16 protein-coding genes, 1 other RNA gene and 1 pseudogene are annotated in these 17711 nt (G+C 71.6%); 13 read left to right on the forward strand and 5 right to left on the reverse strand.

The genetic code is table 11. The features are described from left to right. A partial coding sequence (locus E1182_RS20465) for a ComF family protein (RefSeq protein ID WP_132267731.1) occupies positions 1-515 on the forward strand: 515 nt, incomplete at its 5' end. A 251-nt stretch (positions 516-766) separates the two neighbouring features. Continuing rightward, positions 767-1399 carry a ribosome hibernation-promoting factor, HPF/YfiA family gene (hpf, locus tag E1182_RS20470; RefSeq protein WP_132267733.1) on the forward strand — a complete coding sequence of 211 codons (633 nt, stop codon included), beginning with the start codon at positions 767-769 and terminating at the stop codon, positions 1397-1399. A 46-nt stretch (positions 1400-1445) separates the two neighbouring features. On the opposite strand, the gene E1182_RS20475 is transcribed toward hpf, so the two are convergent. Continuing rightward, entirely contained in the window at positions 1446-2555 is a 1110-nt protein-coding gene (locus E1182_RS20475; protein ID WP_132267735.1) for a GNAT family N-acetyltransferase, read from the reverse strand. Then, a complete protein-coding gene (locus E1182_RS20480) occupies positions 2552-3706 on the reverse strand; it encodes a GNAT family N-acetyltransferase (protein ID WP_132267737.1) in 1155 nt (384 codons plus the stop codon). The genes E1182_RS20475 and E1182_RS20480 overlap by 4 nt, the downstream gene beginning before the upstream one ends. 168 nt (positions 3707-3874) lie before the next feature. On the opposite strand from E1182_RS20480, the gene secA reads away from it, so the two are divergent. Beyond that, a complete protein-coding gene (gene secA / locus E1182_RS20485) occupies positions 3875-6772 on the forward strand; it encodes a preprotein translocase subunit SecA (RefSeq protein ID WP_132267740.1) in 2898 nt (965 codons plus the stop codon). Between the two features lie 109 nt (positions 6773-6881). Here the strand turns inward: secA and E1182_RS20490 are convergent, their stop codons facing one another. Both E1182_RS20490 and E1182_RS20495 read right to left on the reverse strand, forming a co-directional pair. Continuing rightward, positions 6882-7460 (reverse strand): Rv3235 family protein, encoded by a 579-nt coding sequence (locus E1182_RS20490; RefSeq protein ID WP_132267742.1) that lies wholly within the window; start codon positions 7458-7460, stop codon positions 6882-6884. 103 nt (positions 7461-7563) lie between these two features. Beyond that, positions 7564-7791: a helix-turn-helix domain-containing protein gene (locus E1182_RS20495; protein ID WP_132267745.1), complete on the reverse strand. Its 228-nt coding sequence runs from the start codon at positions 7789-7791 to the stop codon at positions 7564-7566. Between the two features lie 210 nt (positions 7792-8001). On the opposite strand from E1182_RS20495, the gene E1182_RS20500 reads away from it, so the two are divergent. Then, the gene (locus E1182_RS20500) at positions 8002-8514 is read left to right on the forward strand and encodes a hypothetical protein (RefSeq protein WP_132267747.1); all 513 of its coding nucleotides are present in this window, start codon (positions 8002-8004) and stop codon (positions 8512-8514) included. A 23-nt stretch (positions 8515-8537) separates the two neighbouring features. Here E1182_RS20500 and E1182_RS20505 read toward each other — a convergent pair whose 3' ends face one another. Next, entirely contained in the window at positions 8538-9596 is a 1059-nt protein-coding gene (locus tag E1182_RS20505) for a hypothetical protein (RefSeq protein WP_132267750.1), read from the reverse strand. 379 nt (positions 9597-9975) lie between these two features. Here E1182_RS20505 and pruA point away from each other — a divergent pair, with 379 nt between their 5' ends. From pruA to E1182_RS20550, 9 genes and pseudogenes are all read left to right on the forward strand, one after another. Next, complete coding sequence (gene pruA / locus E1182_RS20510; protein ID WP_132267753.1) at positions 9976-11604, forward strand: L-glutamate gamma-semialdehyde dehydrogenase; 1629 nt, start codon at positions 9976-9978, stop codon at positions 11602-11604. 230 nt (positions 11605-11834) lie between these two features. Continuing rightward, positions 11835-12350 carry a PadR family transcriptional regulator gene (locus E1182_RS20515; protein WP_132267755.1) on the forward strand — a complete coding sequence of 172 codons (516 nt, stop codon included), beginning with the start codon at positions 11835-11837 and terminating at the stop codon, positions 12348-12350. A gap of 89 nt (positions 12351-12439) precedes the next feature. After that, positions 12440-13561 (forward strand): peptide chain release factor 2, encoded by a 1122-nt coding sequence (gene prfB, locus E1182_RS20520; RefSeq protein WP_132267757.1) that lies wholly within the window; start codon positions 12440-12442, stop codon positions 13559-13561. 118 nt (positions 13562-13679) lie between these two features. Further along, on the forward strand, positions 13680-14360 hold the full coding sequence (gene ftsE / locus E1182_RS20525) for a cell division ATP-binding protein FtsE (RefSeq protein ID WP_132182849.1): 681 nt from the start codon (positions 13680-13682) through the stop codon (positions 14358-14360). 70 nt (positions 14361-14430) lie between these two features. Continuing rightward, positions 14431-15306, forward strand: a complete 876-nt coding sequence (gene ftsX, locus E1182_RS20530) for a permease-like cell division protein FtsX (protein ID WP_132267759.1) — start codon at positions 14431-14433, stop codon at positions 15304-15306. Between the two features lie 136 nt (positions 15307-15442). Continuing rightward, positions 15443-15922, forward strand: a complete 480-nt coding sequence (gene smpB / locus E1182_RS20535) for an SsrA-binding protein SmpB (RefSeq protein ID WP_132267762.1) — start codon at positions 15443-15445, stop codon at positions 15920-15922. A 106-nt stretch (positions 15923-16028) separates the two neighbouring features. Then, positions 16029-16404, forward strand: a transfer-messenger RNA (tmRNA) gene (gene ssrA / locus E1182_RS20540). 158 nt (positions 16405-16562) lie between these two features. Then, entirely contained in the window at positions 16563-17045 is a 483-nt protein-coding gene (locus tag E1182_RS20545; protein WP_243706330.1) for a hypothetical protein, read from the forward strand. Between the two features lie 38 nt (positions 17046-17083). Beyond that, positions 17084-17711, forward strand: a pseudogene (locus E1182_RS20550) (hypothetical protein); the annotation flags it as partial.

Raw genomic sequence — 17711 nt, forward strand, 5'->3', positions numbered from 1 at the left:
CGCTCGGCCCGTACGCGGGCGAGCTGCGGGAGGCGCTGCTGGCGTACAAGGAACGGGGCCGGCACGGGCTGGCCCGGCCGCTGGGCGCGCTGTTGGCCGAGGTGGTGGCCGCCGCGGTGGGCCCGGCGCGGCCGGTGCTGCTGGTGCCGGTGCCGGACACCGCGGCGGCGGCCCGGGCCCGCTACGGCGACCACCTGAGCCGGTTGGCCCGGCACGCGGCGGCCCGGCTGAGCGGGGTGGGCTGGGACGTGGCGACGGCCCGGCCGCTGCGGGCGCTGCCCCGGCCGGATTCGGTGGCGTTGGACAGCGCCGGGCGGGCGGTGGCGGCCGAGTCGGCGTTCCGGGCGCGGGGTGGCCGGCGGCGCTCGGCGGCGGGCCGGGTGGTGGTGGTGCTCGACGACATCCTCACCACCGGGGCCACCCTGGCGGCGGTGAGTCGGACTTTGCACGGCACGGGAATGACGCCAAATGTCGCGGCGGTACTGGCGGCAACGCAAAAACGGCAGCAATGGTGACGCTTCGTGATTCATTTTCACCCCTTGGTGGCATGTGCTGTGAATTTCCTGAGCGTTGTCGACAACCGGGGGTGACTGCCGGGCGAATCGGAGTTAGCGTTTCGGTGTCGGGGGTAGGAGGTGCCACACACCGTCCCCCGACGGTGGAAGGAGGCGTAGCCGCACTGACCGGTCGACGCCGTACGGGAGGCTCCCTGGGTCCGTCGACCGGGTCGTAGAAGAACAGACGGCCATCCAAAGAGGGAGGTCACGTGGACATCGTGGTCAAGGGCCGAAACGTCGAAGTGCCGGACCATTACCGGGTGCACGTAGCCGAGAAGCTCGCGAAAATCGAACGCTACGACCACAAGCTCATCCGGGTCGACGTGGAGTTGTTCCACGAACGCAATCCCCGCCAGTCCGACACCTGCCAGCGCGTGGAGATCACCTGCGTCTCCCGGGGGCCGGTGATCCGCGCCGAGGCCTGCACGAGCGACTTCTACAGCGCGCTCGACGCGGCCATCGCCAAACTTGACACCCGGCTGCGTCGGGCGGCCGACCGCCGCCGTGTGCACCGGGGCCGGCACGCGCCGCTCTCCGTCGCCGCCGCGACCGCCGGCCTGCCGGTGGCGGGCCTCGACGGGCCCGGCCTGTCCCCGACCGGCACCGCCACCGCGGTGGCCGAGCGCGCCGAGGAGCCGACCGATGAGTACGACGACCAGCCCTGGCACATCGCCCGGGCCAAGGTGCACCCGGCGGATCCGATGACGGTGGACGAAGCCCTGTTCCAGATGGAACTGGTCGGGCACGACTTCTACCTGTTCCACGACAAGGAGTCCGGCCGGCCGAGCGTCGTCTACCGGCGGCACGCGTACGACTACGGCATCATCGCCCTCGACACCTGACCGCTGACCGCCGTGGTGGCGGCCCGCGCCGCCACCACGGCCGGAGTCAGCGCAGCTCCTCCGGGAGCACCCCGAAGACCAGGTCGTCGATCCGGGTGCCGTCCAGGCCCGGGAGTCGCCCGCGCAGCAGGCCCTCCCGGCGGAATCCCACCTTCTCCAGCACCCGGTGCGAGGCGGTGTTGTCCGGCAGCGTGCCGGCGACCAGCCGCGCCATCCCCACCGGGCCGAACGCCCAACCGGCGAGCAGTCGCAGCGCGCGGGTGGCGTACCCACGGCCGCGCCAGCCGGGCGACAGCGCGTACCCGACGCTTCCCTCGCCGCTGGCCGGGTCCGACCGGGACAGCCCGCAACTGCCCGCCGGCTCGCCGCTGGCGGCGTCGACGATGAGCAGGCGCGCGACGACGCCGGTCAGCCAGGCGCTCTCCGCCGTCCGGCAGCGTCGCTCGATCGCGGCCCGGGTCGGCGGTACCGGCGGAGCCTGGTTCGCGACCACCTCCGCGAGAGTGTGCAGGCGGTACATGACGTCGACGTCGTCCGGGCCGAGCGGGCGCAGGATCACCACGCCGTCGGTGAGCCGGCCGCCGGGCAGGTCCGGCAGAGGGCGAGAGGTCGGACCGTCCGGATCGCCGGAGAGGCGTGTCCAGGCGATCAGGTCACGCCGGCCGCCGTCGCGGGACCGGCCGGCGGCCCGGCGTACCCCCTCGTGGCGGAAACCGGCGGCGAGCGCGACCCGCTGACCGGCCGGGTTCTCGGCGTGGGTCAGCAGTTCCAGCCGGGCCAGGCCGGCGCGGAACGCGTACGCCGTCAGGGCGCGGACGGCGGCGGTCGCGACGCCGCGACGCCGCGCCCAGGGCGCCACCCAGCAGCCCACCTCGGCCTGCCCGTACGCGGCCGCGACCCGACTCAGGCCCGCGCCGCCGACCAGCCGGTCGGTGGCGGCGTCGGCGATCGCGTACGCCGCTCCGCCGGTGGTCCAGGCCGCCGGCGCGCCCTCGGTGATCCATGACCGGACATGGGCGATCGGGTACGGCTGGGGCGTGTCCGGGTTGAACCGCGACACCTCCGGGTCACCGCAGCCGGCGGCGAGGTCCTCGGCGTCGCCCGGCCGGAACGGGCGCAGCCGGACCGCGCCCGCCTCCACGACCTCGGGGATCACGTCAGGTCCTCGGCGAGCAGCGCGGCGATCCACGCGTCGCCCCGGCCGTCCCGGGTGGGCAACCGGCCGCGCAGCACACCCTCCATGGTGAAACCGGCCTTTTCCGCCACCCGCCGCGACGCCGTGTTGCCGACCATGGCCAGCCACTCGATGCGGGCCAGCCCAAGGGTGGTGAAGCCCCAGGCGGCCAGCGCGGCCACGGCGGCGGTCATGTGGCCGCGACCCCGGGCGTGCGGCGCGGTCATGAAACCGACGTGACCGGCGAGCGGGTCCGCGCCGACGCGCAGGTCGATCGAGCCCAGGTAGCGGTCCTGCCCGTCGGCGACGGTGAAGTACGCCCCCTCGCCCCGGGCCCAGGCGAGGTCGGCGACGTCCCGCTGGAACGCCTCGGCGTGCTCCCGCCGGTACGGGTGCGGCACGGTGGTCCATCTGATGGTCTGCTCGTCCCGGCAGGTGGCCACGATCGCGTCGAGGTCGCGCGTCTCGATCGGGCGCAGCCGCAGTTCGGTCTCGCCGGTGCCGGCGAAGAGGACCGGCTGCGGCCGGCCGAAGACCGCGGCGCGCCGCGCCTGCAGGGTGTTCGGGCCAGCCGGGCCGGACCCGCCGGGGGTGGGCACCTCGCCGGGCAGGAGCGAGCCGACCCAGCCGTCGGGCCGACCGCCCTGGTGCGGGCGGGCCAGCCGCAGCTCGCCGGAGACCCGGAAGCCGGCCCGCAGCGCGACCAGCCGGGAGCGGTGGTTGCCCAGTTCGGCCTGCCAGACCAGCCGGCGTAGCCGCAGCGTGTCGAACGCCCAGCGGGCGACCGCCCGGGACGCCCGTACCGCCACGCCCCGGCCGCGCGCCCACGGCGCGGTCCAGTAGCCGAGCTCGCCGGAGCCGAGGTCGTGGTCGATCGCGATCAGACCGCAGGCGGCGAGCAACTCGCCGGTGGCGGCGTCGCAGACCGCGAACGGCGCGCCGGTGCCCTCGGCCCAGGCCCGCCGGCTGTGTTCGGTGACGAAACCGCGGGCGTGTTCCGGCAGGTACGGACGAGGTACGGTGGTCCAGCGCTGGATGTCCGGGTCCTGGCAGGCGCGGTGCACGTCGTCGGCGTCCGTCGCTCGCCAGGGGCGCAGCAGCAGGCCGTCCTCGGTGATCTCCACAGGCTCCATCCGGGCATGGTGCCGGATCGTTCGCGGTGGGCGTAACCGGATATGCGCCGGTGACTCGGTGGCGGGCGCGTTATGTCGTTTTCGCCGGGGCGTGCCGCCGCCACCAGTGACCATCGTGCCGATGGAGCGCCTACGATGGGTCGAGACTGTCTAGGGGAGCGTTGATCCGTGTCGATTCTGGAAAAGGTCCTTCGCGCGGGCGAGGGCCGCATGCTGCGCCGGCTGAAGGCCATCGCCGCCGCCGTCAACTCGATCGAGGACGACTACGTCAACCTCACCGACGACGAGCTGCGGGGGATGACCGACCAGTTCAGGGAACGGCTCGCCGACGGTGAAACCCTCGACGACCTGCTGCCCGAGGCGTTCGCCGTGTGCCGTGAGGCCGCCTCGAGGGTGCTCGGCCAGCGCCCGTACGACGTCCAGGTGATGGGCGGCGCGGCGCTGCACTTCGGCAACATCGCCGAGATGAAGACCGGTGAGGGCAAGACCCTGACCTCGGTCATGGCCGTCTACCTCAACGCGCTCGCCGGCAAGGGCGTGCACGTGATCACCGTGAACGACTACCTGGCCCAGCGGGACGCCGCCTGGATGGGCCGGGTGCACGAGTTCCTCGGGCTCACCGTCGGCGTGGTGCTGCCCAACCGGCCGGCCAGCGAGCACCGGGCCGCGTACGAGTGCGACATCACCTACGGCACCAACAACGAGTTCGGCTTCGACTACCTGCGCGACAACATGGCCTGGTCCAAGGACGAGCTGGTCCAGCGCGGCCACAACTTCGCGGTGGTCGACGAGGTCGACTCGATCCTCATCGACGAGGCTCGGACTCCGCTGATCATCTCCGGTCCGGCCGAGCACTCCGCCCGTTGGTACTCCGAGTTCGCCGGCGTGGTGGCCCGTCTCCAGGCGGGCACCGACGGCGAGGGCGACTACGAGGTCGACCACTCCAAGCGCACCATCGCGGTCACCGAGCGCGGCGTCGCCAAGGTGGAGGACCGGCTCGGTATCGACAACCTCTACGAGTCGGTGAACACTCCGCTGGTCGGGTACCTCAACAACGCCATCAAGGCCAAGGAGCTCTACAAGCGGGACAAGGACTACATCGTCAGCGACGGCGAGGTCCTGATCGTCGACGAGTTCACCGGCCGCATCCTGCACGGCCGCCGCTACAACGAGGGCATGCACCAGGCGATCGAGGCCAAGGAGGGGGTGGAGATCAAGCAGGAGAACCAGACCCTGGCCACCATCACCCTCCAGAACTACTTCCGGCTGTACGAGAAGCTGTCCGGCATGACCGGTACCGCGCAGACCGAGGCGGGCGAGTTCAACAAGGTCTACAAGGTCGGCGTGGTGACCATCCCGACGCACCGGCCGATGATCCGCCACGACCGCGCCGACGTCATCTACAAGACCGAGCGGGCCAAGTTCAACGCCGTCATCGAGGACATCGCCGAGCGGCACCAGAAGGGCCAGCCGGTGCTGGTCGGCACCGTCTCGGTGGAGAACTCCGAGATCCTGTCGCAGCTGCTGCGCCGCCGGGGCATCCCGCACTCGGTGCTCAACGCCAAGTTCCACGCCCGGGAGGCGGAGATCGTCGCCCAGGCCGGGCGGAAGGGCGCGGTCACCGTCGCCACCAACATGGCCGGCCGTGGTACGGACATCCTGCTCGGCGGTAACCCCGAGTTCCTCGCCGCCAGCGAGCTGCGCCAGCGCGGCCTCGACCCGGTGGAGAACGAGGAGGAGTACGCCAAGGCGATGGAGGAGGTCCTCCCCGCCTGGAAGCAGGCATGCGAGGCGGAGGCCGAGGAGGTCGCCGCCGCCGGCGGGCTGTACGTGCTCGGCACCGAGCGGCACGAGTCCCGCCGGATCGACAACCAGCTGCGCGGTCGTGCCGGCCGTCAGGGTGACCCGGGCGAGTCCCGCTTCTACCTCTCGCTGCAGGACGAGCTGATGAAGCGGTTCCGGGCCGGTGCGGTCGAGGCGGTGATGGAGCGGCTCAACATCCCGGAGGACGTGCCCATCGAGTCGAAGATGGTCACCCGGCAGATCAAGAGCGCCCAGGCGCAGATCGAGGGCCAGAACGCCGAGATCCGCAAGAACGTCCTCAAGTACGACGAGGTCATGAACAAGCAGCGCCAGGTGATCTACGCCGAGCGGCTGCGCGTGCTCAACGGCGAGGACCTCTCCGACCAGGTCCGCAACATGATCGACGACGTGATCACCGCGTACGTCGTGGGCGCCACCAGCGAGGGGTACGCCGAGGACTGGGATCTCGACCAGCTCTGGGTCAGCCTGAAGCAGCTCTACCCGGTGGGCGTCACCGTCGAGGAGCTGGAGGAGGAGGTCGGCTCCCGGGCCGGCCTGGACCAGGACTTCATCCTCGCCCGGCTCAAGGAGGACGCGCACGCCGCGTACGACCGGCGCGAGGAGCAGCTCGGCGAGGAGGGGGTACGCCAGCTCGAGCGGATGGTGCTGCTCCAGGTCATCGACCGCAAGTGGCGCGAGCACCTCTACGAGATGGACTACCTCCAGGAGGGCATCAGCCTGCGGGCGTACGCCCAGCGCGACCCGGTCATCGAGTACCAGCGCGAGGGCTTCGACATGTTCGCCACCATGATGGACGGCATCAAGGAGGAGACGGTCGGCTTCCTCTACAACCTGGAGGTGCAGGTCCAGGAGCCGGAGCCGGCGGCCGAGGAGGTCGAGCTGCTGGAGAAGCCGGTCGAGATCCGCGCCAAGGGTCTCAACCGCGTGCCGCAGCCGCAGGGGCTGCAGTACTCCGCACCGAGCGTGGACGGCGAGGCTGGCCGGGGCACCCCGGTCATCGAGCGACCCGAGCAGGAGGCGCCGGCTCCGCGTGCCGGCAGCGCGGCGAAGCCGGCGCGACCGGCTGCGCAGGCGGCGCCGCGCGGCCCGCTGGGCGGGCCGGCGATGGCTGCGGCGAGCACCGCGCGGCGTGCCAACCCGGGCGAGGCGGAGGGTGGGGGACCGTCCCGCAACGCCCCCTGCCCGTGCGGTTCCGGCCGCAAGTACAAGCGCTGCCACGGCTCGCCCAACGGCGGGGCCTGAGCCAGCGGCGGCCCGGATTCCGGGCCGATCCGATCCGCGAACGGAGCCGCGGTCCCCAGGGGCCGCGGCTCCGCGCCGTTTCTCCCCGGTCGGTGTCGATCACGGCGGGTCAGAGCACCTGGAGGACGGTGCAGAGCCAGGTGCCGGCGCGGTGTTCGAGGCGTACCGCCATGGCCCAGCTCCGGCCGGGGCTGGCGAGCACGGCGGCCACCTCGACGGCGGCGGGCCGGGGCTCGCAGACCCGCAGCCGGCGCAGGTGCAGGGTGGGGCGGGTGGCCCGGCGCCGGACCGGCCCGGTGCGGGAGGCGACCTGGGCCAACTGCTCGGTCACCTCGATCACCCGCCCGGGGGCGACCAGCGCGCGGAGCTGCCCGGGCGGCCGGTAGCCGTTGAGGATCTCCAGGCAGGTGCCGACGAACCGATGCGCGGCCCGGGTGGCCTCGGGCGTGGCGGTGACGAGAGCGGCCAGGGGTGGCCGACCGGGATGGCTCGGCGGTCGCGGATCGTGCCGGCGGCCGGCTGGTCGCCCGGCCGGCTGGTGCGCCGCACCGAAGAGATCGAGGGCGAGCTGCCCGGCGGGTCGGGGCCAGAGGTCGGGGGCCTCGTCGGCGTACGGCGGCTCACTGAGCGGGGCGGGGCGCAACCGGATCGACGGCCGCGACGGCCCGGGACGGCGCGAGTCGGCCATCATTTCAACCTCGATCCCTACGTTTGCCTTCGTTTGCCTCTGACAAGCCCCAATTCTTGAGCACGGCAACGCCCGACGTCAATGCCGCAAAGCGGCGGCACGGCTACTCGCTGTCGCGGTCGGCGAGGGGATTGCCCCGCACCCACTCGGCGGTCTCGGCGTACTTGCGCTGGATGTACTCCTCCAGTCGGGCGCGTTCCACCCGCCACTGCCCGCGCCCGCCGATCTTGATCGCGGGCAACTCGCCGCTGCGCACCATGTGGTAGACCTGCGAGTCCGACACGTTCAACTCGGTGGCCACGTCGGAGAGCAGGAGAAACCTCGGCTCCACGGTCAACCCCCGGTGTTGGCGTCGTTTGCTTCAGTTTGCCACCGTCGACGGGTCCGGCCCAGCACCGGGCGGACGGTCGGGCATACCGGCCCGGTGCGGCACGCTTCCGTCCGCACGGGTGCGGGGTGTATGACGGTTGGCGGCGTACGGCATGATCGGCGCCCGGGACCGGCGGACCTGCCGGTCGGTGAGCGAGCGGGGGAGACGACCGTGGGCGACCAGCTGGTCCGGGTGTACGTCCCGGCGACCGTACCGATGCTGACCCTGCTCCGCGAGCACGGGCTGCCGGCCGCCGAGGCGCACGCCGTCACTCCCACCCTGCGCGAGTGGTACGCCGAGGGCGACGAGGAGGAGCTGGAGTACGTCGCGTTCACCCGCGCCGCCCAGGACTCCCTCCAACTGTTGCGGGCGGACCCGGCAGCGCCCCGCCGCCGGGTGGTGGTCTCGGTCGACCTGCCGCCCGCGGCGGTCGGGCGGGCCGGCGGCGAACTCGGCTCCAGCCACGTGCTGCTCGACGGGCCGGTGCCGATGACGGCGGTGGCCGCACTGCACGTGGACGGGGCGGCGGCGGTCGAGGACGTCACGGCCGCCGTCGACGCGGTGAGCGAGGCCCTGGCCGGAGACCCGGACGCCCAGTTCACCGTCGACGGCGCCGAGGACCACGAGCTGGAGTGGTACGACCCGTCCGAACTCGACCTGCTGATCCACGCCGCGACGTCCTGACCCGGGGGACGCCGCCCGTCGGCTCAGTCCTCGGCCGTCTCCGGCTCGTCGGCGTCGTGGCGGGCCGGGTCGAGGGTGCGGCCGAAGAGGATCAACGCGGTGAGCGCCCCCACGAAGAGCACCCAGATGCCGTTGTCGATCCGGGAGGTGCCCAGGCTGGTCTGCGCGACCGAGTCGGCCTCGCTGAGCGCACCGGCCAGGTCGAGCAGCGTCCGGCCGCCGACGCGGATGATCACTTCGGTGAGCAGCAGGAGCAGACCCGGTCCGGCGCCCGCGACCAGGTACGCCGGCCAGCGCAGCGCCGGTGCCGCGGGGTCGCGCCGGACCGCCCGGCGGCGGGCCCAGGTCAGGTAGCCGAAGGTGAGCAGTCCGGCGAGCAGACCCGCCAGCAGCGACTCGGTGCGGGAGACCCACTTGGCGGCGTCGACCAGCGACGCCTGCGAGTCGCCGGCGCCGAACAGCTCGAACAGCGGGTCCCGGGCGCGGCTGAACGCCACCACGAACAGCAGCGTGCCGAGGGTGGCGGCGACCATCGCACCGATCGGCGCGGCGGTACGGGCCCCGGCGATCGCCGCACCGATGATGGCCGCCGCCGCGCTGGTGCCGGCGATGGTGTTGGTGGTGGCGTTGTCGGCGTAGGTCAGGTTGATCGCGACCGCCGTGCCGAGCCCGACCAGCAGCCCGGTGCCGATGGCGGTCACGAAGCGCAGGGTGGCCCGGTCGCCGAGCCGTCCGGCCAGCAACTCGCCCACCGCCAGCGCGACGGCCGCGCCGGCCACCAGGGCGGCGGAGATCACTCCGGGCAGCGCGAAGGCGGAGAGGCTGATGGCGGTGAGCCCGACCGCCGCCGAGTGGATGGCCTCCCGGGTCGACCAGAGCATCGCGGCCAGCCAACCGATCGCCAGCAGGGCCAGCGCGGGGGCACCCGGGGCGGCCGCCGGCCGCCCGTCGCCCGGTCCGGTGGCGTCGCCGTCCGGCGGGAGGGCTGCCCCTCGGTCGACCGGCGGGGCCTCGTCGCCCGGGTCGGTAGTGTCCGGCTGGTCCGGCTGCGCCGCCGTCGAGCTGCCGGGCTGCTTGCTCATGCTCTCCCCTTCGCCGCCGCGCCCGACGTGCCAGCGGGCCGGGCAGGTCATCGGCCATCCAGCGTACGCGCCCGGTTGGAGCCTCACCGCCGGCTGCGGCGGCGAACCGACGGGACCGTGGCGGCAGGCCGCCGGCCTTGCTTTTCTTCGGCTGATCCGCGGTTCTGAGTACGGATCGGTGCCTGAGGTCGCGCCGAGCCTGACGATCTACGGTTTCCGGCCGGGCGGGACGTGATCGTCGCCGGACCGGCGTGGAAGAATCGCGGCAGGTCCCGCCGCCGCGACCGGTACCCGACGCGGCGTGCCGGTGTCCGGCCGCCCGGCCGGTGCCCGCGGGTCCGGTTCCCGCCGTCGCCGTCGAGATCCCACAGGAGCCGTGATGGACGCCGTCTTCTCCGTACCCGAGCCGCGCAACGAGCCGGTACGCACCTACGAGCCGGGCAGCACCGACCGGGAGCGGCTCCAGCGACGGCTGACCGAGCTGGCCGCCGAGCGGATCGACCTGCCGATGACCATCGCCGGTGAGCAGCGGATGGCCGGCGGTGAACCGATAGACGTGGTCCAGCCGCACCGGCACGCGCACGTCCTCGGGGTCACCGGCCACGCCACCCACGACGACGCCCGCGCCGCGGTGCGGGCCGCCAAGGACGCCGCCCCGATGTGGCGGGCGCTGCCCTTCGAGGAGCGGGCGGCGATCTTCCTACGCGCCGCCGAACTGCTCGCCGGCCCCTGGCGGGACACCCTCAACGCCGCCACGATGCTGGGCCAGTCCAAGACCGCCGTGCAGGCGGAGATCGACTCGGCGTGCGAGTTCGTCGACTTCCTCCGGTTCAACGTGTTCTTCGCCCGCAAGCTGCTGGCGGAGCAGCCGCTCTCCTCGCCCGGGGTGTGGAACCGGTTCGACCATCGCCCGCTGGAAGGTTTCGTCTACGCGGTCACCCCGTTCAACTTCACCGCGATCGCCGGCAACCTGCCCTCGGCGCCGGCCCTGCTCGGCAACACCGTGGTCTGGAAGCCCGCGCCGACCCAGCAGTTCGCCGCGCACTTCACCATGCGGCTGTTCGAGGCGGCCGGCCTGCCACCCGGTGTGATCAACATGGTCACCGGGCGGGGCGAGGAGGTCTCCGACGTGGTCCTCGCCGACCCGGACCTGGCCGGCATCCACTTCACCGGCTCCACCAAGGTCTTCCAGCACCTGTGGCGGACCGTCGGCGAGAACATCGCCGGCTACCGGGGCTACCCGCGGCTGGTCGGCGAGACCGGAGGCAAGGACTTCGTGGTCGCCCACGCCAGCGCCGACGTCGACGCCCTGCACACCGCGCTGATCCGGGGCGCGTACGAGTACCAGGGCCAGAAGTGCTCGGCCGCGTCCCGGGCGTACGTCCCCCGGTCGATCTGGTCCGGCGGGCTGCGCGACCGGCTGGCCGCCACGGTGGAGGCGCTCAGCTACGGCGACGTCACCGACCTCACCCACTTCGGCGGCGCGGTCATCGACGACAAGGCGTTCGGCCGGCACACCGCCGCGTTGGAGCTGATCTCCGGCGACGACAGCTGTCGGATCCTCGCCGGCGGCACCGCCGACGACTCGGTCGGGTACTTCGTCCGGCCGACCCTGTTCGAGTGTGCCGATCCGGCCCACGAGACGTTCACCACGGAGTATTTCGGGCCGATCCTCGGCGTGCACGTCTTCGACGACGCCCGCTTCGACGAGGTGGTCGCCCAGGCCGAGTCGATCGCGCCGTACGCGCTGACCGGCTCGATCTTCGCCACCGACCGTCGGGTGGTGGACGCGGTGGCCGAGCGGATGCGGTACGCCGCCGGGAACTTCTACATCAACGACAAGCCGACCGGCGCGGTGGTCGGGCAGCAGCCGTTCGGTGGCGCGCGGGCCAGCGGCACCAACGACAAGGCCGGCTCCTGGCACAACCTGGTCCGCTGGATGTCGCCCCGGACGATCAAGGAGACCTTCGTGCCGCCGACCGACCACACGTACCCGCACATGGGCTGAGCCTCGACGGCCGCCGGCGGCGTGAACGGCGCCGCCGGCCGGGCTGCTCCGCCACCCGACGGAGAGAGCCGGCGGCCGGGGCACGCGCGGTGACCGCCCGCCGGACGGCGTCGAGGCATCGACGCTCCTGGCGTCACTGTCGTCGGCCGACAGTGCACATAGGAAAACCTGCCGGGTGGCAAATACGGAAATCCTGGACGTGGTGACGGCAAAGTGGCAGCTTAGAGGGCATGGCGGAATCCGGAGTCAACCCTACCGCGGCGGCCCTGCTGGGTCTGCTGCACGACGGGCCGATGACAGGCGGCCAACTGATGGCCGCCGCCGAGCGCCGACTGGCGCCGTACTGGTCGATGACCCGCAGTCAGGTCTACCGGGAGTTGCCGGTGCTGGCCGAGCGGGGTCTGGTGCGGCTCGGCAAGCCCGGGCCGCGGATGAGCCAGCCGTACGCGATCACCCCGTCCGGAAAACGGACGTTCTCGCGGTGGCTGGCGGAGAACCCCGGCAAGGACACCATCCGCAACCCGGTCGCCCTGCGCATCGCCTTCGGCAACCTGCACTCGGCCAGTCAGCTGAAGAACCTGTACGCGACCGCCAACGAGTACCACACCGAGGCCCTGGCGAACGTGCGGGAACAGGTGAAGAACGCCAAGAAGGAAGGCGAGACGTACGACGCCAGCGCGCTGGAGTTCGCCGTCGCCTACCACAAGGCCGCGCTGTCCTGGCTCAAGACCGCACCGGTCGGCTGACCGCCCAGGGGCCGGTCGCCCGGGACACGTTCCCGGTGACCGTGGGGCTCGCAAGCCCGCCGCCGGCTCTCGCAGTACGCTTGTCTGTCGTGACCGTTGCCGATTACGCCGAACAGCTCAAGGAACTCGACGCCACCCTGCGCAACATCGAGTCGGTGCTCGACCTGGACCGCCTCCGGGCGGACAAGGCCCGACTGGAGGAGCAGGCGTCCGCGCCGGACCTCTGGGACGACCAGGCGCGCGCGCAGCAGGTGACCTCCCAGTTGTCGTACGTCAACGGCGAGATCAGCAAGCTGGGCAGCCTGCGGTCCCGCCTCGACGACGCGTACGTGCTGCTGGAACTGGCCGACGCGGAGAGCGACTCCGGGGCGCTGGCCGAGGTCGAGACCGAGATCGCCGGGTTGACCAAGGCCATCCAGGAGATGGAGGTCCGCACCCTGCTCTCCGGCGAGTACGACTCCCGGGAGGCGCTGGTGGCCATCCGGGCCGGCGCCGGCGGCGTGGACGCGGCCGACTTCGCCGAGATGCTGCTGCGGATGTACCTGCGCTGGGCCGAGCGGCACGGCTACCCGACCGAGGTCTACGAGACCTCGTACGCCGAGGAGGCGGGGCTCAAGTCCGCCACCTTCACGGTCAAGGTCCCGTACGCCTACGGCACCCTCAGTGTCGAGTCGGGCACCCACCGGTTGGTCCGGATCAGCCCCTTCGACAACCAGGGCCGCAGGCAGACCAGCTTCGCCGGGGTCGAGGTGCTGCCCGTGGTGGAGCAGACCGACAGCATCGAGATCCCCGAGAACGAGATGCGGGTCGACGTGTACCGCTCCTCCGGGCCGGGCGGGCAGAGCGTCAACACCACCGACTCGGCGGTGCGGATCACCCACATCCCGACCGGCATCGTGGTGACCTGCCAGAACGAGAAGTCCCAGTTGCAGAACAAGGCCTCCGCGCTGCGGGTGCTCCAGGCCCGGCTGCTGGAGCGCAAGCGTCAGGAGGAGCAGGCCAAGATGGCGGGCCTGAAGACCGACGCCGCCGGCTCGTGGGGCGACCAGATGCGCTCGTACGTCCTGCACCCGTATCAGATGGTGAAGGATCTCCGTACCGAGCAGGAGACCGGCAATCCGTCCGCCGTCTTCGACGGGGAACTGGACTCCTTCATCGAGGCCGGCATCCGCTGGCGCAAGCAGCAGCAACTCGCCGGCGACACTGCGTGATCGTTCGTGGACGCGGCGCGTCATCGATCTCCAGGTCAGCGGGGGAATCGATGACGCGCCTCGCAACGATGGCCCGTGGCACTTGGCTCTGCGGTTACACCGCGTAGACTCACGACCCGTGATTCAGCTTGAGCAAGTGACGAAGACGTACCCGAAGGCGTCCCGGCCTTCGCTCGACAACGTGTCCGTCTCGATCGAGAAGGGCGAGTTCGTCTTCTTCATCGGTCCTTCCGGCTCCGGCAAGTCCACCATCATCAAGATGCTGCTGCACGAGGTCAGCCCCAACAAGGGCCGGGTCGTCGTGAACGGCAAGGACGTCACGACGATGCGCTCCTGGAAGCGGCCCCACTTCCGGCGTTCGATCGGCTGCGTCTTCCAGGACTTCCGGCTGCTGCCGAACCGCACCGCCTACGAGAACGTGGCGTTCGCTCTCGAGGTGATCGGCAAGACCAAGGCGGTGGCCCGCCGGGTGGTGCCGGAGGTTCTGGAGCTGGTCGGGCTCGGTGGTAAGGAGCACCGCTACCCGCACGAGCTCTCCGGTGGAGAGCAGCAGCGGGTCGCGGTCGCCCGGGCGTTCGTGAACCGTCCGCTGATCCTGCTCGCGGACGAGCCGACCGGTAACCTCGACCCGGACACCTCGATCGAGATCATGCGCCTGCTGGACCGGATCAACCGCACCGGTACGACCGTCGTGATGGTCACCCACGACTCCAACATCGTGAACCAGATGCGTCGCCGCGTCATCGAGATCGAGAGCGGTCGCATCGTGCGTGACCAGGCTCGCGGCGTCTACGGGTGAGCCGACGCGCCATCCCTGCCGTACGACCTGACGACGAACACCTCACGCCGGAGAGCCGGAGGAACACCCGATGCGGATGAAGTACGTCCTGTCCGAGGTACTGGTCGGACTGTGGCGCAACGTCACCATGACCATCGCGATGATCATCACGATGGCGGTGTCGCTGTTCATGCTGGGCGGCGCGGGCCTGCTGTACCAGAAGGTCGGCGACATGAAGGACCTCTACTACGAGAACGTCCAGGTCTCGATCTTCCTGAAGACCGACGCCACCCCCCAGCAGCGGGACGACCTCGAGGCCAAGCTGAAGAGCGACCCCCTGGTCAAGGAGGTGACGTACGTCAACAAGGACGAGGCGTACAAGCGCTTCCAGGAGATGTACCAGGACGCGCCGGACCTGGTGAACGCCGTCAAGGCCGACCAGCTGCCCGAGTCGTTCCGGATCAAGCTGGTCGACCCGGAGCAGTACAAGAACATCTACGACCAGTACAAGGGCACCGAGGGGATCGACGAGATCGTCGACCAGAGCCGGTTGCTGGACAAGGTGTTCGGCGTCCTCACCGGGATCCAGACCTTCGCGCTGGCCATCGCGGTGTTCATGGCCGCGGCGGCGCTGCTCCTGGTCGCCAACACCATCCAGGTGGCCGCCTACAGCAAGCGGCGTGAGGTCGCGGTCATGAAGCTGGTCGGCGCCTCGAACTGGTTCATCCAGGCGCCGTTCGTGTTGGAGGCCGTGGTCGCCGGTCTGATCGGCTCGATCCTCGCCCTGGCGTTCATGGCGGTCGGGAAGTCGGTCGCCTCGGGCGGCTCGCTGTCCGCCCTGGAGGGCCTGATCACGCCGGTCTCCTGGTCGGACATCTTCCTGATGTTCCCGATCATGGCCGGCGTCGGCGCCCTGTTCAGCGCGATCACCGGCTGGGTCACGCTCCGGTTCTACCTGCGGGTCTAGTCACCCGGCTCTCCGCCGACCCTCTCGCGCCGGAAACAAACGGCGCGAGAGGGTCGTTGGCGTTCGGGTAGCATGATCTGCGCCCGCCGGCCGGCCGTCCGGTCGCGGGTCGGAACACGAGAGGGGGTGGCGCCGGATGCCACGGGAAAAGGGCCGCAAGGTGGTCGCCTCCAACAAGAAGGCCCGCCACGACTATGCCATCCTCGACACGTACGAGGCGGGCATGGCGCTGACCGGAACCGAGGTGAAGTCGCTGCGGGCCGGTCGGGCGTCCCTGGTCGACGCCTTCGCCCAGGAGCGTGACGGCGAGCTCTACCTGCACGGCATGCACATCCCGGAGTACACCCAGGGCACCTGGACCAACCACGAGCCCCGGCGTACCCGCAAGCTGCTGCTCAAGCGCCTGGAGATCGACCGGCTGATCGGCAAGACCCGCGAGGGTGGCCTGACCATGGTGCCGTTGCAGATCTACTTCTCCGACGGCTGGGCCAAGGTGGAGATCGCCCTGGCCAAGGGCAAGAAGTCGTACGACAAGCGCCAGGACCTCGCCAAGCGGGACGCCGACCGGGAGATCACCCGGGCGGTGGGTCGGCGCGGCAAGGGAATGGACGACTGATTCGTCCCATTTGCCGCTGGTGGCCGGGTCGAGCCGGGCCTCGGGATGAATCCGGTTGCGGCAGGGGTTAGTCTTGACGGAGCCGCCAACACCGGCGGCCCGCCGAGGGGGTGACTGGTTTCGACTTCGTACGTTGCGGCAGGGGAAGCGAGCCGAGGAAGCCGACGTCGTCTCGAGAATCGTTCGTCGGAAACCAATAAGCGCCAAGAACAATCGCGCTGACTTCGCTCTCGCCGCCTGAGGCGAGTAGCGAGTCTGTCGGCCTGGGAGCGCCTTCGACCCAGTTAGCCGGCATCAGCTAGAAGGCTGGCCAACCGGACCCGGTCGCGGGGTCCGTGCGGCGAGATCAATCAGCGACTGGGCCCGTCACACCGACTCGCTCGCGTGATCGGAGGGGCCGAGTAGAGGCACAGCGAGCTGCGCTCGGAGAAGCCCTGACAAGGCGGCGAAGGACCCGGGTTCGATTCCCGGCACCTCCACCACCTGACGATGCGCCCCGGCCCACCCGGCCGGGGCGCATCGCTGTACCCGTCGACTGTTGCCGGTGGTGCTGGCGGGGCCAGCGGGACACGTGGGGCCAATGAGTCCCTCCGGTGCTCTGGACATGCCCTGAGCTGCGGGTCCACCATCGCTGTACGCGATGAAGCGCCAGCAGCGCGGGGAGGTGCCCGTGGTCACCCGTCCGATCCAGCAGCCGTCCGTCGTCCGCCCGCCCGCCACCCGCCGGCCCGTCTCGGCCGGCGAGCTGACCGCCCTGGCCCGGGCACTCGCCCAGCCGGCCGGCCAGCCGCACTGGCGGGAACGCGTCGCCGGCCACCTCGTCCCGGTCCGGCAGGGCTTCGTCGACCACGTCCGGCTCACCGAAGGGCCGGGTGGGCTCTACGCCGAACTGCTCGGCCAGGCACCCCGACTGCACCGGGGCGTACGACTGCTGACCGGCGAGCACGCGGCGCTGCTCGCGGCGCTCGTCGACCTCCAGCACGCGGTGCGGCAGCGCCGGGTGACCGCCGCGGAGCTGCGCCGGCGTACCGGGGATCTGTTGCGGGCCCTGACCCGGCACCGGCAGCACGGCGCGGACCTGCTCTGGGAGGCGTACCAGAGCGATCTGGGCGGGGAGACCTGAGGCGGGAACCGGCCGTTCCGGGCCTCCGTCAAACCGGCATGCGTCGACTCGTCGCCCTGTTCGGGCTCCCCCTGCTGGCCGTGGCCGCCTGCGCGCCGACCGGTTCCGCCCCCTCCGGCGGCGATCCGGACCACCGGTGGGAGGCGTTCCACCAGCGGGCCGTCGAGGTCGCCGAAGCCTGGCAGCCCGACGCGACCTGGACCAGCGGGTACGTCCCGCTGCAGGGCCCCACCGTGCTGGTCGGCGACCCCGACCTCACCCCCGACCTCGAGGCGGCCCTCGCCGCCGGCTGGTACCGGGACCAGATCGAGATCCCGGCCACCCGACCGGCCACCGGCACCATCCGCTTCCCGGACGGCAAACTGACCGTGCCGCTGGTCAGCGCGGCCGAGGCGTACCGGCAGCTCGACCAGGGCGACCCACCGCCCTGCGACGGCCGCCCGAAGGCGCCCGCCCCGACGGGGGAGCCGCGCCCCGACGGGGCCGTCTCCGCCGCCGCCGGCACCGCCTGCATCCCGCTGACCGTCACCGCCGTCACGCTCGGCACCGTGCCCATACGCACCAGCCGGGGCCAGGCCGAGGTGCCGGCGTGGCTGTTCACCGTGACCGAACTCGGCACGCGGGTGGCCCGGGTGGCGGTCGCGCCGCAGGCGGTCACCGCGCTGC

Origin of the sequence: Micromonospora sp. KC721 (assembly GCF_004348355.1) — a bacterium.
GTDB lineage: Bacteria > Actinomycetota > Actinomycetes > Mycobacteriales > Micromonosporaceae > Micromonospora.